Origin of the sequence: Citrobacter amalonaticus, from assembly GCF_037053465.1 — a bacterium.
Lineage (GTDB): Bacteria > Pseudomonadota > Gammaproteobacteria > Enterobacterales > Enterobacteriaceae > Citrobacter_A > Citrobacter_A amalonaticus_H.
This window is the reverse complement of record NZ_JBALIF010000005.1, coordinates 102,107-126,611: the sequence shown is the minus strand read 5'-3', so window position 1 is coordinate 126,611 and position 24,505 is coordinate 102,107. Positions and strand designations below refer to the sequence as shown.

Below are 24,505 nucleotides of genomic sequence, written 5' to 3'. Positions count from 1 at the left end.
CCTTTACTCCTTGCTTTTGGGGTCCGGCAACTGCCAGAAATCGAAAAAATTAAACCAGTCGAGCGGCGACTGTAGCGCGTAGTGCTCAAGACGTTCGGCATAGCGGTCGATGGTCTGTTGCAACGCCTGCTGGCGTTCCGCGCGTGGCAAGACCAGCGGGTCGGCGAACGGCTCACAGTGAATGCACAGCTTCTCCTGCTGGCGTAGTGCAAACAGGAGATCCACCGGGCAGCGCAAAATCGAGGCGAGGATAAACGGCCCCTGCGGGAACGGCGCATCTTGCCCCATAAAACGGCTCCAGCAGACGCGCCATTCGCCGCCGCGTTGCGGATTAACCGCAATGCGATCGCCGACGATGGCAATCCACTCACCGCGTTCCAGCTTCTCTTTAAGCGCAATGGCGGTGTCCGGGCCAATATCCGTGACGGGTATCAGGTTGAGTCCGGCCTGTGGCGCCATCTCTTCCATAATCTGCTTGAAGCGCCGGGCATTATCGCTGAATACCAGCGCATTGATGGTTTTGCTGCCCTGCAACTGCGCAAGCGCCCGGCAGGCTTCGACATCGCCCAGATGAGAGGCCAGCAGCAGTTTGCCGCGGGGATCGCTGACGTTCAGCGCCGCCTCCGCGCCTGGGGCAAAAACCACATCGCGGCCCATGTGCAGTTCACCGCGCCAACTGGCGATTTTATCGAGCATGGCATTGCCAAAGCGCAGGAAGTGCTGATAGCTGGTGAAATTTGGCGGTATGGGCCTCTGGCGCAGGGTTAACTGCTCGCGCACGCGGGTAATCCAGTTTTGCGAGGCGTGACGCGCGGTACTCGCCGTCAGCCAGTACGCGCCGACGACCGGGTACAGCAGGAGTGAAAACGCCTTGCGCCCCAGCAAACGCCATACCCACAGCATCAGCCGCATTCCCCACAGGCCTTTCACCTCCTGCTGGCGCGCCCAGTGCGGCGAGGCGCGGCGTAACAGCAGCGACGGGATGCGCGGCAACATGCCAAAAAACAGTCGGGTGTGCATCAGGGAAATACGGCAGTTATCTTTGAAGGCATCGAAATGCGACAGCCCATCCTGCGGGTAGGTCACCCGGGTAGGGACAAAATAACTGACATTGCCCTGCCACCAGAGACGCACCATCACTTCGGTATCGAAATCCATCCGCTTGCCGAGCGTCACCTGCTGCGCCAGTTGCAGCGTGGGGGCGACCGGATAAACGCGAAAGCCGCACATGCTGTCTTTTAGTTGCAGCGAGAGCGTTTCAATCCACACCCAGACGTGGGTGATCCAGCGTCCGTACAGGCGTGAACGGGGAATGGAGTCATCGTATATGGGTTGCCCGGAAATCAGCGCCGTGGGGTGTTGTTGTGCCAGGGCCAGCAGTGTCGGGATGTCTTCAATCGCATGCTGGCCGTCGGCATCCACCTGGACGGCATGGGTAAATCCGGCTTCTGCCGCCGCCTGTAAGCCGTGGATCACCGCGGCGCCTTTCCCGGCGTTTTCTGCCAGGCGAAGTAACGTTAGCCCTGGCGTTTCTGCGCAAAGCCGCTCCAGTTCCTGTTGCGTCGCGGCATCGCTACCGTCATCCACTACAATGCACGGCAGGCCAAACGGCTGCAGACGCGCCAGCACCCGCGACATCATCGCGCCGTGGTTGTAGCAGGGGATCAGTACGCAGGGGGAAAAGGTTAACGACATAGCCGGATCTTCCCGCTGCTGGCGGTATGGCGCACGTCGCCATCGTGGCGTTGAAAGCTAAACGTCAGGATCTGGCGCGCTTCCTGCCAGTTCAGGGCCAGTGTGACGGTGCTTTCCGGCAGCAGGGGCGCCTGGAACTTCACGTTCTGAATACTGTGAAATCGCCAGCCCGGGGCGAGCAGGGTGGTGGCATAGTGCATCACCCAGTCCATCTGCGCGACGCCAGGCAGCAGTGGCTGAACGGCAAAATGGCCGTTGAACCAGAACAGGGACGGGTCGAGATGCAGGACGATCTCAATCTGCTGGGGCTGTGCCTGATGGCGCTCAATTTCATGGGGTATCATGAAACAACTCCTGTAATTGCGCATAGACACGCTTGTTCATACTGTTGACCGGAATGTCATCAATAACCCGCCAGTAGCGCGGTACGGCGACTGGCTCCAGCCACGGCAGCAGTGCGCGTCGCCAGGTCAACTCCTGCGTTTTTCCACCGCTGTTTTGCCAGCGCTGACGCGCTTCGTCATCCAGCACCAGCAGCACGCCCACGCCCTGACGACCGCCCCGGGTGACGGGCAGGGCGGCCACGTCACGAATGCCACTCAGTTCCAGTAAACGCTGTTCAACTTCACTGAGCGAAATACGCTTCTCTTCAATTTTGACGACCCGTCCGCGGCGCCCCATCAGGCGGAACTGACCGTCTGGCGAAAAATGCAGAATATCGTCGAGCAACAGGCCATTCGTATCGGCGATCAGCGGAGAAAAGACGCGAAACGCCTCACCTTCGGCCTGGAACGCGACGCCCGGGAAGGGCAGCCAGGCCACATCTTCCTGCTGGCGGTAACGCCAGGCCAGGATGCCCGTCTCGGTGCTGCCATAAATTTCATCCGGCCAGGCGTTAAGCCAGGCGGCGGTTTGCGTCACATCCTGCCAGGGCAACATGCCGCCGGCCGACAGAATCATCTCCACAGGCGGTGGGGGAAGCTGGTGGTCAAGGCGCTTTAAAAATGCCGGGCTGCTGATAAACACGTAACGGTGCTGGTTATCGAGTGCTGCGAGCTGTTCCGCGTAATAAAGCATGGCTGCATGCAGCGGCAGACCCAGCGCCATCGGCAGGAAAATGCGGAATGTCAGGCCGTATAAATGCTGTGGCACGACGGAGGCCACTACCCGGCAGCCCGCCATGCGATCGGCAAAACGCGCCGCCAGCAGTTCGGCTTCGCAATCCAGGCGGGAAATGGGTTTGACGACGCGCTTCGGTTCGCCCGTCGAGCCGGAGGTGAACAGCTCCACGTACGCGTCCTGTTTAATCGCCGGGAAGGTAAGCGCCCCTTCGCACGTTGTCATGGACGCGCTTACAACCAACAGCGAACCCTGAAAGCCGAGTGTTTTATCGCTCAGCACACCGTCAAAAAACGCCCGCTGTTCATTTAACAACGAGACGCGGTTATGCCCGGGTATGACCGGCGTTTTCCCCGCATGCAGGGTGGCCAGTAACGCGACAATAAACAGATAGCTGTTTTCAAAGCACAGCGCCCAGCGTTCCCCTTCCTGTTGTTGCAGGTGCGTCATGAGCTGGGTGACATCGTGGCGCAAGTGACCGAGCGTCCAGGTGCGCTCCTCCAGCCAGGCGATGGGGGTCGCAGCAGGACGGGGTGCGGTGAGCCATTCGGCGAGCGGCAGGGTCTGCTTCATTGTGGATCTCGTTTCATCATCTGACGGCGCACCAGCCATTCACTTCCCATCAGTAACCCCATCAACAGATAGGCGATCAGGCCATTCCAGGCGGTCCACATCGACATATCGCCGTGGAGCGCGGTAAATAACGCCACGCCGCCATTGAAGATGAAAAAGGCGCACCAGATTTGCGTCACCCGGCGGGTGTAACGCACCGCCGCCTCCGGGAGATGAGGATCGCGCAGTCGCGCCAGCCGTTCAACGACAGGCATGCTTGACCAGAGTGACCCGCCAAAAACGGCAAGCATCACGGCATTCACCACAACCGGGTAAAACAGTAAGAGCTGATGGGTTTTCAGCAGATAGCTGGCGACGCACAGCGTGATGCCCGCTGCGGCCACTACCTGAGTGACCACGCGCAGCGGCCCCGCCTGTCGCCGGGTCTGGCGAAAGCGTAAAAACAGCAGTAGCGCCATCAGCGGTAGCAACCATTGCAGACTGTGATGCGCCAGACCAAACCAAATCAGAAAAGGCCAGGCGAGCAACAATATGCCCGTCAATAGTGATACGCCAGGGAACATGCGAGCGCCCGACACGGCAAATTACGCTTCTTTGAGCAGGCGTTCTACCGCGTCAACGACATCCTGCACGGTACGTACGGCTTTGAACTCTTCCGGCTTGATTTTCTTACCGGTTTTCTTTTGCAGATGGACGATCATGTCGACAGCGTCGATGCTGTCCAGCTCAAGATCCTCATACAGTCGCGCCTGGGGCTTAATATCCTGCGGGTCAATCTCAAACAGCTTAACCAGCAGGGCGGAGACTTCGTCATAAATAGCGTGTTGATCGGTCATAACGGACTCTCCTCAGGCACGTTGCGCGTGAATGAACGATGCCAGGGTGGCGACGGAGAAGAAGTGCTGGCGCATCTCTTCGCTTTCCGCTGAAAGTACCACGCCGTACTGATTTTTTACCGCCAGCCCCAGTTCCAGGGCATCAATGGAGTCCAGCCCCAGTCCGTCGCCAAACAGCGCCGCCTCGGTATCAATGTCGTCTGCTGACAGTTCGTCCAGATTCAATGTTGTTATGATGAGATTTTTAATTTCAAGATAAAGCGCTTGCATCATTAATTCCTGAAAGAGGTAACGTACCTGGTTGTAATTGAAGCAAAAGATGCCGGTTTAGCTGCCTTGCCGCCAGCGCCGGTTCTTGTGAATTTGCGTCGTAAAAATGGTCGATTTTCAGCCGCTCGCGCACCTCAACGGTAAACAGCGGCTTCGTCGGTGGGACCTGATACCATTTGCTTTCTTTATCCAGCATCCGTTCGCTGCAATGGATGGTCACCACCCGTAAATCACTGCCGCAGCGCACGGCGATGTTCGCCGCGCCGCGTTGCAGGCTCATGGCTTCGCCGGGCCGGGTTCGCGTGCCTTCGGGGAAGATTAAAATCGTATCCCCTTGCGCAAGTCGTTGCTGGCTTGCCGGCAACAGGGCGTCCGCCTGACTGTTCACCAGATAATCGGCGGCACGCACGACGCCGCTGAGAAACGGGTTCTTCAACAGCGCGCTTTTCACCAGACAATCCGTTTCCGGCATCACTGACGCCAGCAGCACATAGTCGATCAGGGTTGGGTGGTTGGCGACCACCAGACATCCGCGTTCCTGACGCAAAATATCAATCCCATCAATGCGATAATCCAGTACACCCAGCACGCGCGTCACCGTTAAGAAGAGACGGAAGCTGGCAGCAATACTGCGCCTGGCAATGCGGCGACGCCGGACATTATCCCATACGAAAACTAACAGGATATTAAACCAGATGACGGAAAGCAGCAGTCCGCCCAGGCCAAAGAGGGTGAAACAGACGCCGGTCATCGCGATACGCCAGAGACGGTTCAGTGTGGTGAAGACCCCGTTCATGACCGGCTCCAGTGCCATCGCATACGCTCACCGGGAAGGGTAAAGGCGTCGGTATTCTGCAAGAAATGTTGTAAAAACAGCAGGCTCTGCGGAAGGGGCGTTTCATCTTCCGCCTGCGCAGGCTCACTCTCGCAGACCCAGTCGTTGCCAGCTTCGCAAACCAGCGCTGTCGCATAGGGCCAGGTTGGCAAATTTTGCGGCAGTCGCGGGTGATAGAACTCGGGAAGAAATCCGTCGAAATCCACCATCAGTACGCGTTGATAACCTGCCTGGAGCAGGCAGATCGCTTCGCATAATCCCTGCTGGAAGGTATCGCGACCGGCAGAGAGTGATGACGAAACAATCGGTTGTTTCGCCGCGATAGTCAGGTTACCCACGGCGGAATTGTGTACCGACAAGGCGAAATCGGTGGGGGAGAGCGCCTGCCCGGTCGCCAGCGCATGCAGAATGCGGTAGTTGCGTTCAAGCTCACCGTGACGGCTGGTATACAGCACCGCGTCGATATCGTGGCGACGCAACATCGCCAGCCCGCACTCTACGGCCAGCTTACTGCCGGAGCTGAGGCGACGGGCGGTCATCATCGGCAGTTCGCTCAGTTTGCCCTGCGCGGCTGTCGGATCGATTGCGCGCGGATGCCGTGACCATTGTAGCCACTGTATCGATTCGCTAAGACCTGGCGCCATCGCCCGCCAGTCGGAAATGTTTAGTGAGAATTTCATCAACGCGTATCCGCGGTAAACCGGTATTCCGGTAGCGTCCTGACGCTACCTTGTTATTTTTTCTGGCATATCAATAAAGTATGCCCAACGCCCAAATTGTCGTGACGTTCTTCTACCCAAAACCCTGCCCGCTCCAGGTAGCCATTAAATTTCTCTGCGCTGTAAAAACGGCTATTACCGTTCGCCATGCAGGTGAAATAGAGCGAAGACGCATTCAGACTGAATGAGGCGGCTTCAAAACGCTGCGCATCCCAGAACAGCTCCATAACGCACAGCTTTGCACCGGGTTTCATCACGCGGGCAACCTTGCTAAGCATGGCGATAATTTGTTCGGGCGAAAAACAGTCAAGAAATTGACTCATCCACCAGATATCGGCCTTTGTGGGTAAAGGCGTATCGCCAAGCATATCCACCGCATGGAAATCGACGCGATAAGATAATCCTGCATTTTCGATATTTTCGCGGGCGAGTGCAATTTGTTGTGGCAAATCTAATAGCGTTACCGCGATATTTTCATCGTACTGACAGCAGCGTATTGCCCATTTACCCGTATTTCCGCCTACATCGTACAGAGTTGCAGGACGGCTGGCGAATACATGCGGTAATGCCGCATCAAATGCGCCGTCGGAATAGTAATGATCGAAGGCAAACCAGCTTTCACGCGCGGACGGCGGTAATTGCGACAATGCCGGATAAATCGTTGGCCAGTCGCCAAATACTTTTAATCCCGACGGCTTTCCTTCTTTCAGCGCATTTTCTAAAAAGAACAATCCCTGATAACAGACGTCTTGGGTAAAATCCATATTCACGCGCGTCATGGTGTCATGCAAAAGGAAGTGTCCGATTTTCGCCAGATAATATCGCCCTGCTTTGTAGGTGATGATGCGTCCGCTTAATCCCATATCCAGCAGGACGCTGGCGGCATATTCATTAACGCGGCTGTTTTCGATGATTTCTTCCAGAGTTGCACCCTGTTTACCCCGGTGGTCAAGCCAGGCCAGCACCTCAGCATTTCGCAGGCAAAGTGCGGTTTGAAATAACATGGGGGCGAAAGCGATGCGCTGTGCTTCTGTGATCGCATCCAGTGCGCTGAGAGAGTCCTGTTCGTACATGGTGAGTACAACCTGTTCATGGAACAAAAAGAGGTTATCGGGCCGGACATGGCCCGACTTTAGGCAAAATTACAGTCCTGCGCCTGCTGAGAGATTCAACTGGATGTCTTTATCCAGGTTGCGTACCCAACGGTTATAGTTTTTATGGATTTTGCCGCCAGAGGCCTGCAGGTTGAGGCTGCTGTCATATTTGATGTCATAGCTGGTGGCAGTGTAAGTAATACGGACTTCTGCCACGTGGTCGCGGGACTGTTGGCGTGCTTTGATTACACCAGGACCCGCTTCCGTCATGATCCATTTACGCTGAATGCCCGCTTTCAGAATCGCGTTTTTAACCTGATCCTGGGTGTGACCCGCCGTCACGGAAGAGTGAACCTGGTCAATTGGCGCAGTACGGGCGCATCCTGCCAGCGCACCGACAACTGCAATTGCCGCAAACCATTTAATGTATTGTTTCATGAAAACTCCCTATCAAATCACTATTTATATTAACGTTGAACGCACTTCTGAATTTAATTTAGGCAGCAAGAATACCGCTTATATTTAATGTTGATTTTTTACGGGCTGCCGGGAAAACGCTGCCATGATTCACATCATGCGCCAGGCAATTTATCTTGCGCTTTATCATGGTGTTAGTAAGTTAATTCTCACTTAAATTAAATTATGGATACCCTTTAATTTGGATGAATAGCGCAGAGTCAACATGGATATCCGCTACGCGGATGAAACGGCGCGCTTATTTAAACATTCAGGTAACAAAAGCGCGCCTTATAATACGTTCAATAGTAAGTGAATAAAACTACCCCGGTTGGTAGGGGGATATTTATCCCGGCAATCGATTCTTTGGTCGGCCAGGTCCCAGTAATATGGCCAGCTTACTTCCGCCGGTGGTGGTTTCCATCCAGATTTTACAGACGCTGGTTAGTGGAACGGAGAGCAGCATACCCACCGGGCCGAGCAGCCACCCCCAGACCAGCAATGACAGGAATACCACCAGCGTCGACATTCCCAGACGGTGGCCCATCATGCGCGGTTCAACCATGTTGCCTAACACCATGTGAACCACCAGAAACAGCGCGCCGACCAGCACGCATTCATAGATGCCATTGAACAACAGCGCCTGAATCATGGGCGGAACGGCAGAGATGACCGAGCCAATATTGGGTACATAGTTCAGCAGAAACGCCAGTACCCCCCACATCAGGGCAAACTGGATGTCCATTAGCGCCAGCCCCAGCCAGACGATGACACCGGTCCATAAACTGAGCAGCGTTTTTAGCGCCAGATAATGAGAGACGCCTTTCAACGCCCGGTGCAGCCCGGCGATATGAATTTGCGGGTTATGCAGCGCAAAACGCATCTTGTACGGTACATGGCGGACTTCAAACAGCATAAACACGACCGTCATCACCAGCAGCACAATGCTGGCCATCGCACCTGACAGTCCGGTCATTAGCGTGGTTGTGAAGGCGACGATTTTATCGGAATCCATACGCTGCAACATGCGTTCTGGTGACATATGCAGGTTCAGAAACGGGATCATCTCCTGTACATACAGCACCTTGCGGGTCAGCTCCTTATTGTATTTCGGCAGCATGGCAATGAATTCGTTGATTGAGGCCGCCAGCACGCCAATCAGCGCAGTGAGCACAATTAACATCACCACGACCACAATCGTGATTGCAACAGGCCGCTTCACTCCCCGGCGGACAAACCAGGTGACCAGTGGGTTAAGCACAATGGCGAAAAAGAGCGCCAGCAAAAGCTGCACAATGATATCTGCGGCAGCGTGGATCCCGGCGAGTATCACCACCAGCGCGGCCAGTTTGAGCAGAATATGCAGACCCGTTTTATCGGGCTGAGGGGTCGTCATGTTTACATCCTTTTTTTGATTTTCATTAAGTGTAGCGGCTGGTTTGTTACCGATATTCTTAATCTGGCTTCTGATTTTCGCACTATGACGTGGAGCGGGTCGGCTTACTGCTGATCGGGGCGGCGATGATGCCGTGGATGGCTAAATTCGTTGTTCTGCTGGCGGGGTGGGTTTTTCGCTGGTCTTCCTGGCGCCTGACGTGGTGGTGATTGCCCTGCTGTTAACCTGGCGGTTAAAAAAAACGGTCTCCGCAGGCATTGCCGGAGACCGTCTCATCATCCTGACAGTTACTTGATAACCAGCGTATTGATGATGTTTTCAGCGGCTGTTTGCGCTTTCTGCTGATCGTCAGCCGGCAGCGTAATTTGCAGGGTCAGCAACTGGTCATTCACTTTACCCAGTACCACGGAGGAGTATGCGGTCTGGCCTTTTGCCGAGATGATGCTGTCTAACTGTTGCAGTGTATGGCCTTTCAGCTCGATCGATTTGTTGGTCACCACCTGCAACTGCGGGTCGCGGCTACGCTGCTGATCTTCCAGACGTTTTGCCAGCACGGCGAGGTCCTCGTTGGTGTTATCACCGACAATCACAATCACCGCTTTTTGCCCGGTTGCGTCAGAATAGACGTGCATATTGTTGGCCTGCGTACCCAGCTTACCGCTTTGATCGGTCATATCTGCTGGCAGTGAGAAACTCAGTTTACCATCCAGCAGAGTAACAGGCTGACCGCTGGCGTTACTTTCAGCTGCCGCGCCTTCTGTCGGCGCTTTTGAATCACTATTATCACAGGCTGCCAGCCCCATCACCAGCAGGCCAATACCGACATATTTAACCAGATTGCGCATTGACTTCTTCCTTTCGATAAACAGCCATAACGGCTCATTCGTCCATCTTATCACAAGTCGGAAAATGAACCTTTAACTCGTCTGCATTGCCGGGATTTCAGATTTATCTGCCAGCCTTTTCAGCAACATATTCAGCAAGACGCCATACATCGGCAGGAAGAAAATAATGCTGATCAGCACTTTGAAACAGTAATCAACGAGAGCGATCTCCATCCAGTGCTCGGCCATAAAGGCATCCGGGCTGCGCCAGAAGGCAATGAAGAAGAAGGCGAGCGTGTCGCTGACGTTGCCAAACAGCGTGGAGGCGGTGGGTGCCAGCCACCAGCGATGATGTTGACGCAGGCGGTTAAAGACGTGCACATCGAGGATTTGTCCCAGCGCATAGGCCATAAAGCTGGCGGCGGCGATACGGGCGACGAACAGGTTGAAGTGCGTCAGTGCGCCGAATCCCTGCCAGGAGCCCATATAAAACAACGACGAAATCACATAAGAGATCAACAGCGCAGGCATCATGACCGCGAAGATAATACGACGGGCCAGCGGGGCACCGAAGATGCGCACGGTCAGGTCGGTGGCGAGAAAAATAAATGGAAAGCTGAATGCGCCCCAGGTGGTATGAAAACCAAAAATGGAGACCGGAAGCTGTACCAGATAGTTACTGGAGGTGATCACCAGCAGATGAAAGAGCGATAGCCAGAACAACGCTTTTACGCGCTGCGATTGTGTGAATGCGTTCATATTGTACCTTTTTGAGAACTATTGGGGTGAGGGAACCCAATTGGAGCAACACGCCAGTGACGCGTGTTCATTTTTTCAAGCCGCCGCATGATACTGCTTTGCGACGGTAATGCAATGGCTATTTTTCGCGCAATCGTTAACCTGATTGGCTTACTCCGGAACAGAGCGTAAACTACAGCCGTTTTTTTCGTGAATGAGACCAAGATGACCGATCTGTTTTCCTCTCCCGACCACACGCTTGATGCCCAGGGGCTTCGTTGTCCGGAACCGGTAATGATGGTGCGTAAAACCGTACGTAACATGCAGACCGGTGAAACGCTGCTGATTGTGGCGGACGACCCGGCGACCACTCGTGATATCCCTGGGTTTTGTACCTTTATGGAACACGAGCTGGTGGCAAAAGAGACCGATTCTCTGCCGTACCGCTATCTGGTGCGTAAAGGCCAGTAATCTTGTTATGCCGGATGGCGCTAACGCTTATCCGGCCTGGAAAGGATGATGCACGCATGCGGCTCGTAGGCCGGATAAGGCAACGCCGCCATCCGGCAAAATATTTTACCCCTTACGTAACAACCGCAGCGCATTGACGGTGACCAGCACCGTCGCGCCGGTATCCGCCAACACCGCCAGCCACAGGCCCGTTAACCCCAGCAGCGTGGTGACCAGAAATATCCCTTTCAGTCCCAGCGCAATGGCGATGTTCTGACGGATATTGGCGTGGGTGGCGCGCGCCAGTTGGATCATTTTCACCAACCCGGTGAGACGGTTATGGGTCAGCGCAGCATCCGCTGTTTCCAGCGCCACATCGGTCCCGCTTCCCATCGCAATCCCTATGGCTGCCGCTTTCATCGCTGGCGCATCGTTGATTCCGTCACCAACCATCGCCAGCGGCGACTGCTGATTGAGCGCGGTGACAGCCTTCACTTTATCTTCCGGCAACAACCCGGCTTTGAAGTCCAGACCCAGTTCACCGGCAATCGCCGCTGCCGCGCGTGGGTTATCGCCGGTCAGAATGACGCCGTTGACACCCAGCGCTTTCAGTTCGCTGATGGCAGAGTGGGCATCCTCGCGCAGCGTATCCTGGAGGGCGATGATGCCGAGTACGCTATCGTTCTGCACCACCAGCACAACCGTCTGCCCGGCGCTTTCGAGTTGATCAATTTCCCCGGCGAAGGCATCTGCCGGGTATTTCCCGGCGGCGCAAATCAGCACGCGCTCGCCGTTGACCTGCGCTTCAATGCCTGAGCCCACCAGCGCGCGCTGACCCTCAGCGGATGGAATGGCCAGCCCTGCGGTTTGCGCTTCCCGCACAATCGCCTGCGCCAGCGGGTGTGTGGCGCCAGACTCGACCGCTGCCGCAAGCGCCAGCAGTTGCGACTCACTGACGCCGGTGGCCGGACGAATAGCCGTCACGCGCGGTTGACCGACGGTCAGCGTCCCGGTTTTATCAAACGCGACCTGGGTAATACGCCCGAGCTGTTCCAGCGCCGCGCCGCCTTTAATTAACGCCCCACGCCGTGCTGCCGCGGCCAGCCCGGAGGTAATGGCTGCCGGTGTCGAGATAACCAGCGCACAGGGGCAACCAATCAACAGCAGCGTCAACCCTTTGTAAATCCACTCCTGCCAGGAGGCGGCGAAGAGCAATGGCGGAACCAGCGTGACCAGCAGGGCAACGGCCATAATCGCTGGCGTATAAATGCGGCTGAAGCGATCGATAAAGCGCTCGATAGGGGCACGGCGCTCATCGGCCTCTTCAATGAGTTTCAGGATGCGGTCAATGGCGCTGGCACCCGGTTCGGAGATCACTTCCAGCGTGACGAGACGGTCCACGCTTGTCGCACCGGCGGGGACTTTATCCCCACTGGCGCGTTCAACCGGAATGGATTCGCCTGTCAGCGCACTCTCATCAAAACTGGCAAAACCGGAGACCAGTTTACCGTCGGCAGGCAGACGTCCTCCGGCGGCAACCTCAATCAGATCGCCCGGTTGCAGAGCGCTGATCGCCACCTCTTCGCGCACACCGTCGCGCAGACGGGTGGCGGTTTCGGGTTTCAGCGCCATCAATGCGCTAACCCCTTTACGGGCACGGCTGGCAGCCCAACCTTCGAGGCGTTCGCCGATCAGGAACAGCAGCAGAACCATGGCGGCTTCGGCGGTAGCACCGATAAACAACGCCCCGATTGCCGCGACGCTCATCAGCGTTTCGATAGCAAACCAGCTCCCGGTTTTGATTAAACGCAGCGCTTGACGGGCAATGGGATAAAGACCGACCAGCGTCGTGGCGATAAACGCCAGTTGACCGAACGGATGGTTAAACTGCTCCAGCCCCCAACTGATCGCCATCATGATGATAAGGGTGATGAGCGGCAGATTCTCTTTAAACCGGGATTCGGGCGCGTCATCTTTCGCCTGCTCATCGCGCAAGGCGTAGCCCGCTTTTTGCACCGCATTTTCGATTTGCTGACGCAGATCGCCGTCGCTGTCGACCACCAGTTTCTCGGTAGCAAACAGCACCTGAACCTGGTTGACGCCGCTAACCTGGCGCACGGCATTTTCTACCTTGCGGGCACAGGCGGCGCAGTCCATCCCGCTGACTTTCCAGCTATAGCGAGTCCCTTTGACCGTGTCGGATACGGTTTGTGGCGTAGCGCAAGCGCCTTCACAGCAGCAGTCATCGGACTTCTGCGGCATAGGGGAAAGCCTGAGGGATGAAAATTGTGGGGCTTTTTTGCCATCGTTTTCGGGTAGTGACATGGCATCCTCCGGTTGATGATAATTTTCTCATTAACCAGAGGATACACTCTGGAGTCGACTCCAGAGTCAAGCTTTATTAGAGATAAAGTGAACGGACAATCAGGAAGTGACCGGCAAAGTAGCAGGCGGCGGCGATGGCGTTGTCTGCGCGGAAACGGTAGCGGTAATGGCTGCCCAGCCAGACAATATTGCCAATGAACAGTAGCGACGCGCCTAAAAATGCCGACAGCGCAGGCGCAGTAGGACGGAAGAACCACAGCTCACCCGCCAGCCAGACCATCACCAGCGTCATCGCAATAAACGTGCACACCGGCAGGCGCAATTCTTCGAGTCGTGTCCAGATCACCGCGACCAGCAACGCGCCCAGCACTATCAGTACCAGCGGCAGCGGCCAGAAGAACGAGAGCGTCATCTGGCTGGCAAAATAGATGGTATACAGCAGGTGTGAGAGGAAAAACGCGCCAATCGCATAGAGTAAACGCTGGCGCGGCAACAGGGTCAGCGCGTCGCCCACCAATGAGGCGCACAGACCCGCCAGCACCAGATAGCTGATGGCATCAAACATCGGCGCTTGCCAGGCCAGTAACAGCAGGAGTAACAGGGTGACAGGTTTAAAGACCCAGCGTTGCCAGGCGGGTCCACGGTAGGAGGCATCCACAAATAGCCATGCGGAAAGGCAGACAGCGATAAACGACCAAAGCATCTTAGTTCCTTGAATTCGTTATTTTTTCGTAAGCGGTATGCTCACAACCCTGCTGTCCAGTGTAGAGGCCGTGACCGCCTGATGACAACACCATAACGGGCAGGGTATGCTGATTTCCGCATTTTCTGATGGGTTATCAATATGAGTAAGCCGCCACTTTTCTTTATTATTATCATCGTGTTAATTCTCATTGCCGCCTCATTTCGCTTTATGCAGCAACGACGTGAAAAAGCCGATAACGATGCGGCACCGCTTCGTCAGGCGCAGATGGTAGTCAGTAATAAGCGCGAAAAACCCATTAATGACCGGCGCTCCCGGCAGCAACAGGTGACCCCGGCAGGGACTTCAGTACGCTACGAGGCCAGCTTCAAACCGCAGAATGGCGGACTGGAAAAGACGTTCCGTCTTGATGCGCAGCAATACCATGCGCTGACGGTGGGAGAAAAAGGAACGCTGAGCTACAAAGGATCGCGTTTCGTTGGGTTTGTCGCTCAGCCGTAGGATTATTTTTTAACGTTGAATTTCTTCTGCCAGACCAGAAGTTCAAACACACCGAACAGGAAAATACGTATTTTCTCACCGGTGGTCATTTGCGGCCCGTCTTTCGGTAACGTGGACTTCAGCAGCGCTACTTGCATGCCGTGCATCAGCACCATGAACACGAGGGCGACGTTCACAAAGATGTTGAGCGGGCGCGGAAAAGGCTGCACCAGATTTAACAGTAAAAACGCCCATACGCAGAGCATCAGTAGCCGACCAAGATTAATGAGCATTGCGTTCTCCTTGTGCTTCGCGTTGATATAAACGGTACGCGACCTGTCCAGCGACCTTTTCCCGGTACAGTGACCAGGTTTTTGGCACCGGCGGCAGACCGTTTTCCACTTCGCTTTCCACATAAACCCAGGCTTCATCCGCCAGCCAGCCGTGAATTTCCAGCAGGTTTAAGGTCTCATCCAGTAACCCTTTACGAAACGGTGGGTCAACGAACACCACGTTATGCGGTGTGCCTGGCTGCGCCAGGAAGGTCAGGGTATTGGTGTTAACCACTTTTGCATTCGCCGCTTTCAGGGTAGCCAGGTTCTTTTGCAACTGCTGAGAGACCGCGCGATCCATCTCCAGCAGCGTGGCGCCTGCCGCATAACGGGACAGTGCTTCCAGCCCCAGCGCGCCGCTTCCGGCGAAGCAGTCCAGACATTTTGCGTCTGTCATGACCGGCGCCAGCCAGTTAAACAGCGTTTCGCGCACGCGGTCAGTGGTAGGACGCAGACCGGGGCTATCCGGGACCGGAAGTTTGCGGCCGCGCCATTGTCCGCCAATAATGCGGATTTGGCCGCTACCAGAGTGATTCGGTTTTTTCATTTCTGTTGCTCAAACCGCCGCTTGCAGATGATTCCAGGCGGTGATGTGGATTAAGTAAAGTGATAGACTATTTCATCATTTTTTTAGCTTCCATGTATACAGCGTTGCGAGGAGTGTAGTCGCAGATGGCAAAACAGAAAAAACGTGGCTTCTTTTCCTGGCTGGGCTTTGGTGAAAAAGAGCAGGAACAAAAAACCGAAGAACAGCAAAGTGTTGAAGCGCAGTTACCGTCCGACGCGCCCGCTGAAACGGTGGCTGACGTAGAAACGTCCGTTCACAGCAAGGAAGAGACAGAAGCCTTTGCAGAAGAGGTGGTTGAGGTCACTGAACAGGTTCAGGAGATCGAAAAACTGCCGCCAGTTGAGCCGGAGCCCGTGGTTAACGAGACGGTTGAAGAGACCGTTGACCCGCAGATTGCCATTGAGCATGAAGAATTACCGCTGCCGGAAGAGGTGAAAGCCGAAGACGACACATCACCGCAAGAGTGGCAGGCGGAAGCGGAAACCGTTGAGATTGTTGAGGCGGTGGAAGAAGAAGCGCAGTACGAACCTGAGCTGACCGATGAGGAGCTGGAAGCGCAGGCGCTGGCGGCGCAAGCGGCAGAAGAGGCGATGATCGTCACGCCAGTGGTGGAAGACGACGCGCCCGTTGAAGAGATGACCCAGGAGCAGGAAAAACCAACAAAAGAGGGCTTTTTCGCGCGACTGAAACGCAGCCTGCTGAAAACGAAAGAAAATCTCGGTTCCGGATTTATCAGCCTGTTTCGCGGTAAAAAGATCGACGATGATCTGTTTGAAGAGCTGGAAGAACAACTGCTGATTGCGGATGTGGGGGTGGAAACCACACGCAAAATCATCGCTAATCTCACGGAAGGCGCCAGCCGCAAGCAGCTAAAAGACGCTGAGGCGCTGTACGGTCTGCTGAAAGACGAGATGGGCGAAATCCTGGCGAAAGTCGATGAACCGCTGAACGTGGAAGGCAAAACGCCGTTTGTGATTCTGATGGTGGGCGTCAACGGCGTGGGGAAAACCACCACCATCGGTAAGCTGGCGCGTCAGTTTGAGCAACAGGGTAAATCCGTGATGCTGGCGGCGGGGGATACGTTCCGCGCCGCTGCCGTTGAGCAGTTACAGGTCTGGGGCCAGCGTAACCATATTCCGGTTATTGCCCAGCATACTGGCGCGGACTCTGCTTCCGTTATCTTCGATGCTATTCAGGCCGCGAAGGCGCGAAACATCGACGTACTGATTGCGGACACCGCAGGCCGTCTGCAAAACAAATCGCATCTGATGGAAGAGCTGAAAAAAATCGTTCGCGTGATGAAGAAACTGGACGAAGACGCCCCGCATGAAGTTATGCTGACGCTTGACGCCAGCACCGGGCAGAATGCGATAAGCCAGGCCAAACTGTTCCATGAGGCGGTGGGCCTGACCGGTATTACCCTGACCAAGCTTGACGGAACGGCGAAAGGTGGGGTGATCTTCTCGGTGGCCGATCAGTTTGGCATCCCAATCCGTTATATCGGTGTGGGCGAACGTATCGAGGATTTACGTCCGTTTAAAGCGGACGATTTTATTGAGGCACTTTTTGCCCGAGAGGATTAACAATGATTCGCTTTGAACATGTCAGCAAGGCCTATCTCGGTGGGAGACAAGCGCTGCAGGGCGTAACGTTCCATATGCAGCCAGGCGAGATGGCGTTCCTGACCGGCCACTCCGGCGCGGGGAAAAGTACTCTGCTCAAGCTTATCTGTGGGATCGAACGGCCCAGCGCCGGGAAAATCCTCTTCAGTGGGCATGACATTACGCGTCTGAAAAACCGTGAAGTGCCGTTTTTGCGTCGTCAGATCGGCATGATTTTCCAGGATCACCACCTGCTGATGGACAGAACGGTCTATGACAATGTGGCGATCCCACTGATTATTGCCGGGGCCAGCGGGGACGATATTCGTCGTCGTGTGTCGGCCGCGCTGGACAAGGTCGGGCTGCTGGACAAAGCGAAAAACTTCCCGATTCAACTCTCCGGGGGGGAACAGCAGCGTGTCGGGATCGCCCGTGCGGTGGTGAATAAGCCTGCGGTACTGCTGGCGGATGAACCGACCGGTAACCTGGACGACGCGCTGTCGGAAGGGATCTTGCGTCTGTTCGAAGAGTTTAACCGCGTCGGGGTGACGGTTCTGATGGCGACGCATGACATCGGGCTTATCTCCCGTCGTTCGTACCGCATGCTGACCTTAAGCGATGGACACCTGCATGGAGGCGAAGCCCGTGAATAAGCGCGACGCGATTAACCAAATCAAACAGTTCGGTGGACGTCTGGACCGTTTTCGTCGTTCCGGCGGCAGCTCCGGCGACGGTGGGCGTAACACGCCAAAACGTGCGAAACCGTCACCGAAGCCGAACTCGCGTAAAACCAACGTTTTTAACGAGCAGGTTCGCTACGCGTTTCAGGGGGCGTTACAGGACCTGAAAAGCAAACCACTGGCGACGATTCTGACGGTGATGGTGATTGCCATCTCTCTGACGCTGCCGAGTGTCTGCTACATGGTCTACAAAAACGTCAACCAGGCGGCGACACAGTATTATCCGTCTCCGCAAATCACCGTTTATCTGCAAAAAACGCTGAATGATGATGCAGCGGCAGGCGTGGTGGCGCAACTTCAGGCCGAGCAGGGCGTGGAAAAGGTGAATTATCTGTCCCGTGAAGATGCCCTGGGCGAATTCCGTAACTGGTCCGGATTCGGCGGTGCGCTGGATATGCTGGAAGAGAACCCGCTGCCCGCCGTGGCGGTGGTGATCCCGAAGCTCGACTTTCAGGGTACCGATTCGCTGAACACCTTGCGCGACCGAATTTCCCGCATCAACGGGATTGATGAGGTGCGCATGGACGATAGCTGGTTTGCGCGCTTGTCGGCGTTGACCGGGCTGGTCGGACGCGTTTCGGCGATGATCGGCGTACTGATGGTGGCCGCAGTCTTCCTCGTCATTGGTAACAGCGTGCGTTTAAGCATCTTTGCCCGTCGCGATACCATTAACGTGCAAAAACTGATTGGCGCAACGGATGGATTTATCCTGCGTCCGTTTCTCTACGGTGGCGCATTGCTCGGTTTTTCCGGTGCATTTCTTTCACTGATTTTGTCAGAGATTTTGGTGTTGCGTTTGTCGTCGGCGGTCACGGAAGTGGCGCAGGTTTTCGGCACGAAGTTTGATCTCAATGGCTTATCGTTTGATGAGTGCCTGTTGCTTCTGCTGGTGTGCTCAATGATTGGCTGGGTGGCGGCATGGCTTGCGACGGTTCAACATTTACGTCACTTTACTCCCGATTAATAAAATCGTGATATAATCTTTCCCTGCAATGGATTTCCGTTCGCAGGGAAAGAGTCTCCGTTGGCTCTTCCCCGTTTTTCATCTTCGTGTCACAATTTGTGAGTAATTTATACACAGTGTTGCATTGAACTTGTGGATAAAATCACGGTCTGATAAAAGAGTGAATGCTAATCTCGTTGCTCGTTAACGCTGGCACGGTTGTTGCTGATATCTATCGCTGTGGTGCCAGACGATAAAAATTGAGAGGATTTGAATGACCAAAGAAATGCAAAATTTAGCTTTAGCCCCTGTTGGTAACCTGGAATCTTACATCCGGGCTGCGAACGCGTGGCCGATGTTATCGGCTGACGAAGAACGGGCACTGGCTGAAAAGCTGCATTACCAGGGCGATCTGGAAGCAGCTAAGACGCTGATCCTGTCTCACCTGCGCTTTGTTGTTCATGTTGCTCGTAACTACGCGGGCTATGGCCTGCCGCAGGCGGATCTGATTCAGGAAGGTAACATCGGCCTGATGAAAGCCGTGCGCCGTTTCAACCCGGAAGTGGGTGTGCGCCTGGTTTCCTTCGCCGTGCACTGGATCAAAGCTGAGATCCACGAATACGTATTGCGTAACTGGCGTATCGTCAAAGTGGCGACCACCAAAGCACAGCGTAAGCTGTTCTTTAATCTGCGTAAAACCAAGCAGCGTCTGGGCTGGTTTAACCAGGACGAAGTGGAAATGGTGGCGCGTGAGCTGGGTGTTTCCAGCAAAGACGTGCGCGAGATGGAATCGCGTATGGCGGCGCAGGACATGACCTTTGACATGTCTTCAGACGATGAGTCTGACAGCCAGCCGATGGCGCCGGTCCTGTATCTGCAGGATAAAACCTCTAACTTTGCTGACGGCATTGAAGAGGACAACTGGGAAGACCAGGCTGCCAACAAGCTGACTCATGCGATGGAAGGCCTCGACGAGCGTAGCCAGGATATTATCCGCGCCCGCTGGCTGGACGAAGACAACAAGTCCACGCTACAGGAACTGGCCGATCGCTACGGCGTTTCTGCTGAACGTGTTCGTCAGCTTGAAAAGAACGCGATGAAAAAACTTCGCGCTGCTATCGAAGCATAATTCCCGCGACGTCCCCGCTAAAACCCTGGATAACTGTCCGGGGTTTTTGTTTTTTTTAACGCCTGCTCTGGCGAATTCCTCTCCCCTGGCAAACACTTACCGATGGGTTGTGCGCATCTTAGGGGAATGAAAATGAAAAATAATGAACTGAATGAGCGGCGCTTACAGGCGACGCCGCGCGGGATCGGTGTGATGTGTAGTTTTTACGCGCAGAGAGCGGAAAACGCCACATTGTGGGATGTGGAAGGCCGTGAGGTGATTGATTTCGCTGCGGGCATCGCGGTGTTGAATACCGGGCATCGCCATCCAAAAGTCGTCGCCGCCATTGAAAAACAGCTCCACTCTTTTACCCATACCGCTTACCAGATTGTTCCTTATGAAAGCTATATCCGGCTGGCGGAACGGATCAATGCGCGCGTCCCGGTTCAGGGACCGGCGAAAACGGCGTTCTTTTCTACGGGGGCCGAAGCGGTAGAAAACGCAGTAAAAATTGCCCGCGCATACACAAAACGACCTGGATTAATTACCTTTGGCGGTGCTTTTCATGGGCGCACTTTTATGACAATGGCGCTGACCGGTAAGGTGGCGCCATATAAAATCGGTTTTGGCCCGTTTCCCGGCTCGGTGTATCACGCCCAGTATCCGAACGCGTTGCATGGCGTGAGCACCGCGCAGGCATTGCAAAGCCTTGAGCGTATTTTCAAAGCGGATATCGCGCCGGATCAGGTGGCGGCCATTATCCTTGAACCGGTTCAGGGGGAAGGGGGTTTTAACGTCGCCCCCACGGATTTTATGCAGGCGCTTCGGGCCTTGTGTGATACCCACGGGATCCTGTTGATTGCCGATGAAGTGCAGACCGGCTTTGCCCGTACGGGAAAATTGTTTGCGATGGAACACCACGGCGTGCAGCCAGACCTGATAACCATGGCGAAGAGTCTGGCGGGCGGTATGCCGCTTTCTGCGGTCGCAGGACGGGCTGAGGTGATGGATGCGCCTGCGCCGGGCGGTCTGGGGGGAACCTATGCCGGGAATCCGTTAGCCGTTGCGGCGGCGCACGCGGTACTCGATGTGATTGATGAGGAGCGTCTTTGCGCCCGCGCCGCTGAGTTGGGCGCGATTCTTGTCGGGACGCTTAATGAGGCGAAAGCGGCGTGTCCGTTTATTGCTGATATTCGCGCGCAGGGCTCGATGGTGGCAGCGGAATTTAACGATCCGCACACCGGGCAACCTTCCCCGGAATTTACCCGCCAGGTGCAGGATCGCGCCTTGCAGGAAGGACTTCTGCTGCTGAGTTGCGGTGTGTATGGCAATGTCATTCGTTTTCTCTATCCGCTCACCATCCCGGATGCGCAATTTCGCCATGCGCTCAACATTATTACCCGCTCGCTGACACGATAAACCTGTGCCGTCCCTGACCGGGCGGCACGACGTTATGTCACTAAGTTGTTATCTGTCTGTCAAATTAGCTATTCCAAAATTATAAAAATGGGGTATGTTTTAGCAGAGTGTGCTGAAAAAGCGCGTGATGCACACCAATAACTGGAATAAAGCGCTACAAAACAACATCACAACAATCGTAATAACCAGAAGAATGGGGAAAGTCAGGATGAATATGAAGGGTAAAGCGTTACTGGCAGGATGTATCGCGCTGGCATTCAGCACAATGGCTCAGGCTGATATCAAAGTGGCCGTTGTCGGGGCGATGTCCGGTCCGGTAGCTCAGTACGGCGACCAGGAGTTTACGGGCGCCGAACAAGCGGTTGCAGACATTAATGCCAAAGGTGGAATCAAAGGCGAAAAGCTGCAAATCGTAAAATATGATGATGCCTGTGACCCGAAACAAGCGGTCGCGGTCGCAAACAAAGTGATCAATGACGGCATCAAATACGTTATCGGCCATCTGTGCTCCTCTTCCACTCAGCCCGCGTCTGATATTTACGAAGACGAAGGCATTCTGATGATCACCCCGGCAGCCACCGCGCCGGAACTGACCGCCCGCGGCTATAAGCTGGTGCTGCGCACGACCGGGCTGGATTCTGATCAGGGCCCAACGGCGGCGAAATACATCCTGGAAAAAGTCAAACCGCAGCGTATTGCGATTGTCCATGACAAACAACAGTACGGCGAAGGTCTGGCGCGTGCGGTGCAGGAGAATCTGAAGAAAGGCAACGCGAACGTGGTGTTCTTTGACGGGATCACCGCGGGTGAGAAAGACTTCTCCACGCTGGTGGCGCGTCTGAAGAAAGAGAATATCGACTTCGTTTACTACGGCGGCTATCACCCGGAAATGGGCCAGATCCTGCGCCAGGCGCGTGCAGCGGGTCTGAAAACGCAGTTCATGGGGCCGGAAGGGGTTGCGAACGTTTCGCTGTCTAACATCGCCGGTGAATCCGCAGAAGGTCTGCTGGTGACGAAACCGAAGAACTACGATCAGGTTCCTGCGAACAAACCTGTTGTGGATGCGATCAAAGCCAAGAAGCAGGATCCGAGCGGCGCGTTCGTCTGGACCACCTACGCCGCGCTGCAATCTTTGCAGGCGGGCCTGAACCAGTCAGCCGATCCGGCTGAAATCGCCACCTGGCTGAAAGCGAACTCTGTGGATACCGTAATGGGGCCGCTGTCGTGGGATGAGAAGGGCGATCTGAAAGGCTTTGAATTCGGTGTGTTTAACTGGCATGCCAATGGTACGGCGACCGACGCGAAGTAATTGAATGCCGGGTAAGCGATAGCGCCACCCGGCTTTTTTATCGTTTTTCCCAGCCGGTTTGCTGTGCGGTAAATCCCAGCGCTTGCATAAACGCCGCCATCACGCCCCGGTCTTCCACGCCAACATCCGCCATCCACCAGGCGGTGACGGCGGGATTGTCGTGAATCACCTCTTCCAGCAGATATTTTCCCACCCCACGACGCCGCGTGATGTCACGGATGCGCAGAGAGTCCAGCGCGCCCTGAGTGCCGCTCAGGGTAACGCGCACCGCGCCTAACAAACGCTCGTTAAACCGTGCCGCGTAGATCCGGTGCGTTTCATCTACGCTTAAAGAGGCGGCGGAGTACTCCGGCCAGATTTTGCCCAGGTCGATCAGGTCCTGATCGCTAAAGTGTTCTAAACGAATGATGGTCAGCTTCATCGACAGCGTGTCCAAATCACAAAAGAGCATGCAGTGTACCGAAATAATTCATCCGGACGCTTTCTCTTTTTTAAATCATTTGGCAGGTGATTAGTTTTTTGAAGGTCAGAACCTCAGTTCGAAACATCAAAGAATGAAAAACAGGCAGGATAATACCCTGGAAGGTAGCGTTTTATTCGGCTCTTTATGCCGTTATTTTATGCTGACAAGTGCGCTTTTTTTTGTTTATCTATGGTAAAAAGCAGAATATTATCTGTTCTTAATAGACTGAAAAATAGAGGTTTTACTCTGTTTTTGCGAAAAATGCTGCGCTAAACCATTAATCAGACTGGTAAAAATAGTGTAGTTCAAAAAAAGCACAGTCTGCTTTTTAACCATATAAATACAAAATAAGTACATCATCACGAATGGGGATTCAGTCAATGAAACGGAATGCGAAAACGATCATCGCAGGGGTGATTGCACTGGCGATGTCGCAGGCGGCAATGGCAGAAGAGATAAAAGTTGCCGTGGTGGGGGCGATGTCAGGCCCGGTGGCACAGTGGGGCGACATGGAATTCAACGGCGCGCGCCAGGCCATCAAGGACATCAACGCGAAAGGCGGCATCAAAGGCGACAAACTGGTCGCTGTGGAATATGACGACGCCTGCGATCCGAAACAGGCCGTGGCGGTGGCGAACAAAATCGTCAATGACGGCATTCAGTATGTGATTGGTCACCTCTGCTCTTCTTCTACTCAGCCTGCGTCGGATATCTACGAAGACGAAGGCATTCTGATGATCTCGCCTGGCGCGACCAACCCGGAACTGACCCAGCGCGGTTACGCGCACATCATGCGTACGGCCGGGCTGGACTCTTCTCAGGGGCCGACTGCCGCGAAATACATTCTTGAAAACGTCAAGCCGCAGCGCATCGCCATCATTCACGATAAACAACAGTATGGTGAAGGTCTGGCGCGTTCCGTTCAGGACGCGCTGAAAGCGGCGAAGGCCAATATCGTCTTCTTTGATGGCATCACCGCCGGTGAGAAAGATTTCTCCGCGCTGATCGCACGTCTGAAAAAAGAAAACATCGACTTTGTCTACTATGGCGGCTACTACCCGGAAATGGGCCAGATGCTGCGCCAGGCGCGCTCCGTCGGACTGAAAACCCAGTTTATGGGGCCGGAAGGCGTGGGCAATTCGTCATTGTCTAACATCGCCGGTAAGGCTGCTGAGGGCATGCTGGTCACCATGCCGAAACGCTATGACCAGGATCCGGCTAATAAAGCGATCGTTGACGCGCTGAAAGCCGAGAAAAAAGATCCGTCCGGTCCTTATGTGTGGATCACCTACGCTGCGGTGCAGTCACTGGCCACGGCAATGGATCGTTCTGGCAGTAAAGAACCGCTGGATCTGGTGAAAGATTTAAAAGCGAACGGTGCTGATACCGTGATTGGGCCGCTGAAATGGGATGAAAAAGGCGATCTGAAGGGATTTGAATTTGGTGTCTTCCAGTGGCACGCGGATGGTTCCTCAACCGTCGCGAAGTAGTACCTGAAGACAAGTTATC

General features: G+C 54.9%; 27 protein-coding genes. 9 read left to right on the top strand and 18 right to left on the bottom strand.

Features of this window, described 5'->3' with window-relative positions; translation table 11 throughout:
- Positions 1 to 3 precede the first annotated feature (3 nt).
- The 13 genes from WB371_RS10295 to WB371_RS10230 form a co-directional block, all read right to left on the bottom strand.
- Positions 4 to 1,695, bottom strand: a complete 1,692-nt coding sequence (locus WB371_RS10295) for a glycosyltransferase family 2 protein (protein ID WP_336219971.1) — start codon at positions 1,693 to 1,695, stop codon at positions 4 to 6.
- Positions 1,686 to 2,039, bottom strand: coding sequence for a hydroxymyristoyl-ACP dehydratase (locus WB371_RS10290; protein ID WP_336219970.1), 354 nt, complete (start codon positions 2,037 to 2,039; stop codon positions 1,686 to 1,688). The genes WB371_RS10295 and WB371_RS10290 overlap by 10 nt, the downstream gene beginning before the upstream one ends.
- The gene (locus WB371_RS10285; protein WP_336219969.1) at positions 2,026 to 3,387 is read right to left on the bottom strand and encodes an AMP-binding protein; all 1,362 of its coding nucleotides are present in this window, start codon (positions 3,385 to 3,387) and stop codon (positions 2,026 to 2,028) included. The genes WB371_RS10290 and WB371_RS10285 overlap by 14 nt, the downstream gene beginning before the upstream one ends.
- Positions 3,384 to 3,950 (bottom strand): hypothetical protein, encoded by a 567-nt coding sequence (locus tag WB371_RS10280; RefSeq protein WP_420704041.1) that lies wholly within the window; start codon positions 3,948 to 3,950, stop codon positions 3,384 to 3,386. The genes WB371_RS10285 and WB371_RS10280 overlap by 4 nt, the downstream gene beginning before the upstream one ends.
- Before the next feature lie 21 nt (positions 3,951 to 3,971).
- Positions 3,972 to 4,223 carry an acyl carrier protein gene (locus tag WB371_RS10275; RefSeq protein ID WP_336219967.1) on the bottom strand — a complete coding sequence of 84 codons (252 nt, stop codon included), beginning with the start codon at positions 4,221 to 4,223 and terminating at the stop codon, positions 3,972 to 3,974.
- Positions 4,224 to 4,235: 12 nt separating this feature from the next.
- Positions 4,236 to 4,493 carry a phosphopantetheine-binding protein gene (locus tag WB371_RS10270; RefSeq protein ID WP_181684195.1) on the bottom strand — a complete coding sequence of 86 codons (258 nt, stop codon included), beginning with the start codon at positions 4,491 to 4,493 and terminating at the stop codon, positions 4,236 to 4,238.
- Positions 4,474 to 5,307 (bottom strand): lysophospholipid acyltransferase family protein, encoded by an 834-nt coding sequence (locus WB371_RS10265; protein ID WP_336219966.1) that lies wholly within the window; start codon positions 5,305 to 5,307, stop codon positions 4,474 to 4,476. The genes WB371_RS10270 and WB371_RS10265 overlap by 20 nt, the downstream gene beginning before the upstream one ends.
- A complete protein-coding gene (locus WB371_RS10260) occupies positions 5,286 to 6,008 on the bottom strand; it encodes a beta-ketoacyl synthase chain length factor (protein WP_336219964.1) in 723 nt (240 codons plus the stop codon). The genes WB371_RS10265 and WB371_RS10260 overlap by 22 nt, the downstream gene beginning before the upstream one ends.
- A gap of 53 nt (positions 6,009 to 6,061) precedes the next feature.
- The gene (locus tag WB371_RS10255; protein ID WP_336219963.1) at positions 6,062 to 7,120 is read right to left on the bottom strand and encodes a class I SAM-dependent methyltransferase; all 1,059 of its coding nucleotides are present in this window, start codon (positions 7,118 to 7,120) and stop codon (positions 6,062 to 6,064) included.
- A gap of 69 nt (positions 7,121 to 7,189) precedes the next feature.
- The gene (locus tag WB371_RS10250) at positions 7,190 to 7,567 is read right to left on the bottom strand and encodes a hypothetical protein (protein ID WP_336220187.1); all 378 of its coding nucleotides are present in this window, start codon (positions 7,565 to 7,567) and stop codon (positions 7,190 to 7,192) included.
- Between the two features lie 376 nt (positions 7,568 to 7,943).
- Complete coding sequence (locus tag WB371_RS10245; protein WP_336219962.1) at positions 7,944 to 8,993, bottom strand: AI-2E family transporter; 1,050 nt, start codon at positions 8,991 to 8,993, stop codon at positions 7,944 to 7,946.
- A gap of 287 nt (positions 8,994 to 9,280) precedes the next feature.
- Positions 9,281 to 9,838: a DcrB family lipoprotein gene (locus WB371_RS10235; protein ID WP_336219961.1), complete on the bottom strand. Its 558-nt coding sequence runs from the start codon at positions 9,836 to 9,838 to the stop codon at positions 9,281 to 9,283.
- Between the two features lie 72 nt (positions 9,839 to 9,910).
- On the bottom strand, positions 9,911 to 10,576 hold the full coding sequence (locus WB371_RS10230) for a 7-cyano-7-deazaguanine/7-aminomethyl-7-deazaguanine transporter (RefSeq protein ID WP_336219960.1): 666 nt from the start codon (positions 10,574 to 10,576) through the stop codon (positions 9,911 to 9,913).
- Positions 10,577 to 10,780: 204 nt separating this feature from the next.
- Between WB371_RS10230 and tusA the strand changes: the two genes are divergently transcribed.
- A complete protein-coding gene (gene tusA, locus WB371_RS10225) occupies positions 10,781 to 11,026 on the top strand; it encodes a sulfurtransferase TusA (protein ID WP_336219959.1) in 246 nt (81 codons plus the stop codon).
- Positions 11,027 to 11,131: 105 nt separating this feature from the next.
- Here the strand turns inward: tusA and zntA are convergent, their stop codons facing one another.
- Complete coding sequence (zntA, locus tag WB371_RS10220) at positions 11,132 to 13,330, bottom strand: Zn(II)/Cd(II)/Pb(II) translocating P-type ATPase ZntA (protein ID WP_336219958.1); 2,199 nt, start codon at positions 13,328 to 13,330, stop codon at positions 11,132 to 11,134.
- Between the two features lie 76 nt (positions 13,331 to 13,406).
- On the bottom strand, positions 13,407 to 14,033 hold the full coding sequence (locus WB371_RS10215) for a lysoplasmalogenase (RefSeq protein WP_336219957.1): 627 nt from the start codon (positions 14,031 to 14,033) through the stop codon (positions 13,407 to 13,409).
- Positions 14,034 to 14,174: 141 nt separating this feature from the next.
- Between WB371_RS10215 and WB371_RS10210 the strand changes: the two genes are divergently transcribed.
- Positions 14,175 to 14,534 (top strand): DUF2500 domain-containing protein, encoded by a 360-nt coding sequence (locus WB371_RS10210; protein WP_336219956.1) that lies wholly within the window; start codon positions 14,175 to 14,177, stop codon positions 14,532 to 14,534.
- 2 nt (positions 14,535 to 14,536) lie between these two features.
- Here the strand turns inward: WB371_RS10210 and WB371_RS10205 are convergent, their stop codons facing one another.
- Both WB371_RS10205 and rsmD read right to left on the bottom strand, forming a co-directional pair.
- Entirely contained in the window at positions 14,537 to 14,806 is a 270-nt protein-coding gene (locus WB371_RS10205) for a DUF1145 family protein (RefSeq protein WP_336219955.1), read from the bottom strand.
- Positions 14,796 to 15,392, bottom strand: coding sequence for a 16S rRNA (guanine(966)-N(2))-methyltransferase (gene rsmD / locus WB371_RS10200; protein ID WP_336219954.1), 597 nt, complete (start codon positions 15,390 to 15,392; stop codon positions 14,796 to 14,798). Before rsmD ends, WB371_RS10205 begins: the two co-directional genes overlap by 11 nt.
- Positions 15,393 to 15,517: 125 nt before the next feature.
- Between rsmD and ftsY the strand changes: the two genes are divergently transcribed.
- From ftsY to livJ, 6 genes are all read left to right on the top strand, one after another.
- On the top strand, positions 15,518 to 16,996 hold the full coding sequence (ftsY, locus tag WB371_RS10195) for a signal recognition particle-docking protein FtsY (RefSeq protein ID WP_336219953.1): 1,479 nt from the start codon (positions 15,518 to 15,520) through the stop codon (positions 16,994 to 16,996).
- A 2-nt stretch (positions 16,997 to 16,998) separates the two neighbouring features.
- On the top strand, positions 16,999 to 17,667 hold the full coding sequence (gene ftsE / locus WB371_RS10190; protein WP_336219952.1) for a cell division ATP-binding protein FtsE: 669 nt from the start codon (positions 16,999 to 17,001) through the stop codon (positions 17,665 to 17,667).
- The gene (gene ftsX / locus WB371_RS10185) at positions 17,660 to 18,718 is read left to right on the top strand and encodes a permease-like cell division protein FtsX (RefSeq protein ID WP_336219951.1); all 1,059 of its coding nucleotides are present in this window, start codon (positions 17,660 to 17,662) and stop codon (positions 18,716 to 18,718) included. The genes ftsE and ftsX overlap by 8 nt, the downstream gene beginning before the upstream one ends.
- 253 nt (positions 18,719 to 18,971) lie before the next feature.
- The gene (gene rpoH, locus WB371_RS10180) at positions 18,972 to 19,826 is read left to right on the top strand and encodes an RNA polymerase sigma factor RpoH (RefSeq protein ID WP_044327806.1); all 855 of its coding nucleotides are present in this window, start codon (positions 18,972 to 18,974) and stop codon (positions 19,824 to 19,826) included.
- Between the two features lie 132 nt (positions 19,827 to 19,958).
- Positions 19,959 to 21,224 carry a 4-aminobutyrate--2-oxoglutarate transaminase gene (locus tag WB371_RS10175; RefSeq protein WP_336219950.1) on the top strand — a complete coding sequence of 422 codons (1,266 nt, stop codon included), beginning with the start codon at positions 19,959 to 19,961 and terminating at the stop codon, positions 21,222 to 21,224.
- Between the two features lie 208 nt (positions 21,225 to 21,432).
- Positions 21,433 to 22,533 carry a branched chain amino acid ABC transporter substrate-binding protein LivJ gene (livJ, locus tag WB371_RS10170; protein WP_336219949.1) on the top strand — a complete coding sequence of 367 codons (1,101 nt, stop codon included), beginning with the start codon at positions 21,433 to 21,435 and terminating at the stop codon, positions 22,531 to 22,533.
- A 37-nt stretch (positions 22,534 to 22,570) separates the two neighbouring features.
- On the opposite strand, the gene panM is transcribed toward livJ, so the two are convergent.
- On the bottom strand, positions 22,571 to 22,954 hold the full coding sequence (panM, locus tag WB371_RS10165) for an aspartate 1-decarboxylase autocleavage activator PanM (RefSeq protein WP_336220186.1): 384 nt from the start codon (positions 22,952 to 22,954) through the stop codon (positions 22,571 to 22,573).
- 422 nt (positions 22,955 to 23,376) lie between these two features.
- On the opposite strand from panM, the gene livK reads away from it, so the two are divergent.
- Complete coding sequence (livK, locus tag WB371_RS10160) at positions 23,377 to 24,486, top strand: high-affinity branched-chain amino acid ABC transporter substrate-binding protein LivK (RefSeq protein ID WP_336219948.1); 1,110 nt, start codon at positions 23,377 to 23,379, stop codon at positions 24,484 to 24,486.
- The last annotated feature ends 19 nt before the right edge of the window (positions 24,487 to 24,505 follow it).

Bases quoted from the DNA above. Each gene is read 5' to 3' on its own strand.
- WB371_RS10295 (WP_336219971.1), bottom strand. From the start codon at position 1,695: ATGTCGTTAACCTTTTCCCCCTGCGTACTGATCCCCTGCTACAACCAC.
- WB371_RS10290 (WP_336219970.1), bottom strand. From the start codon at position 2,039: ATGATACCCCATGAAATTGAGCGCCATCAGGCACAGCCCCAGCAGATT.
- WB371_RS10285 (WP_336219969.1), bottom strand. From the start codon at position 3,387: ATGAAGCAGACCCTGCCGCTCGCCGAATGGCTCACCGCACCCCGTCCT.
- WB371_RS10280 (WP_420704041.1), bottom strand. From the start codon at position 3,950: ATGTTCCCTGGCGTATCACTATTGACGGGCATATTGTTGCTCGCCTGG.
- WB371_RS10275 (WP_336219967.1), bottom strand. From the start codon at position 4,223: ATGACCGATCAACACGCTATTTATGACGAAGTCTCCGCCCTGCTGGTT.
- WB371_RS10270 (WP_181684195.1), bottom strand. From the start codon at position 4,493: ATGCAAGCGCTTTATCTTGAAATTAAAAATCTCATCATAACAACATTG.
- WB371_RS10265 (WP_336219966.1), bottom strand. From the start codon at position 5,307: ATGGCACTGGAGCCGGTCATGAACGGGGTCTTCACCACACTGAACCGT.
- WB371_RS10260 (WP_336219964.1), bottom strand. From the start codon at position 6,008: ATGAAATTCTCACTAAACATTTCCGACTGGCGGGCGATGGCGCCAGGT.
- WB371_RS10255 (WP_336219963.1), bottom strand. From the start codon at position 7,120: ATGTACGAACAGGACTCTCTCAGCGCACTGGATGCGATCACAGAAGCA.
- WB371_RS10245 (WP_336219962.1), bottom strand. From the start codon at position 8,993: ATGACGACCCCTCAGCCCGATAAAACGGGTCTGCATATTCTGCTCAAA.
- WB371_RS10235 (WP_336219961.1), bottom strand. From the start codon at position 9,838: ATGCGCAATCTGGTTAAATATGTCGGTATTGGCCTGCTGGTGATGGGG.
- WB371_RS10230 (WP_336219960.1), bottom strand. From the start codon at position 10,576: ATGAACGCATTCACACAATCGCAGCGCGTAAAAGCGTTGTTCTGGCTA.
- tusA (WP_336219959.1), top strand. From the start codon at position 10,781: ATGACCGATCTGTTTTCCTCTCCCGACCACACGCTTGATGCCCAGGGG.
- zntA (WP_336219958.1), bottom strand. From the start codon at position 13,330: ATGTCACTACCCGAAAACGATGGCAAAAAAGCCCCACAATTTTCATCC.
- WB371_RS10215 (WP_336219957.1), bottom strand. From the start codon at position 14,033: ATGCTTTGGTCGTTTATCGCTGTCTGCCTTTCCGCATGGCTATTTGTG.
- WB371_RS10210 (WP_336219956.1), top strand. From the start codon at position 14,175: ATGAGTAAGCCGCCACTTTTCTTTATTATTATCATCGTGTTAATTCTC.
- WB371_RS10205 (WP_336219955.1), bottom strand. From the start codon at position 14,806: ATGCTCATTAATCTTGGTCGGCTACTGATGCTCTGCGTATGGGCGTTT.
- rsmD (WP_336219954.1), bottom strand. From the start codon at position 15,392: ATGAAAAAACCGAATCACTCTGGTAGCGGCCAAATCCGCATTATTGGC.
- ftsY (WP_336219953.1), top strand. From the start codon at position 15,518: ATGGCAAAACAGAAAAAACGTGGCTTCTTTTCCTGGCTGGGCTTTGGT.
- ftsE (WP_336219952.1), top strand. From the start codon at position 16,999: ATGATTCGCTTTGAACATGTCAGCAAGGCCTATCTCGGTGGGAGACAA.
- rpoH (WP_044327806.1), top strand. From the start codon at position 18,972: ATGACCAAAGAAATGCAAAATTTAGCTTTAGCCCCTGTTGGTAACCTG.
- WB371_RS10175 (WP_336219950.1), top strand. From the start codon at position 19,959: ATGAAAAATAATGAACTGAATGAGCGGCGCTTACAGGCGACGCCGCGC.
- livJ (WP_336219949.1), top strand. From the start codon at position 21,433: ATGAATATGAAGGGTAAAGCGTTACTGGCAGGATGTATCGCGCTGGCA.
- panM (WP_336220186.1), bottom strand. From the start codon at position 22,954: ATGAAGCTGACCATCATTCGTTTAGAACACTTTAGCGATCAGGACCTG.
- livK (WP_336219948.1), top strand. From the start codon at position 23,377: ATGAAACGGAATGCGAAAACGATCATCGCAGGGGTGATTGCACTGGCG.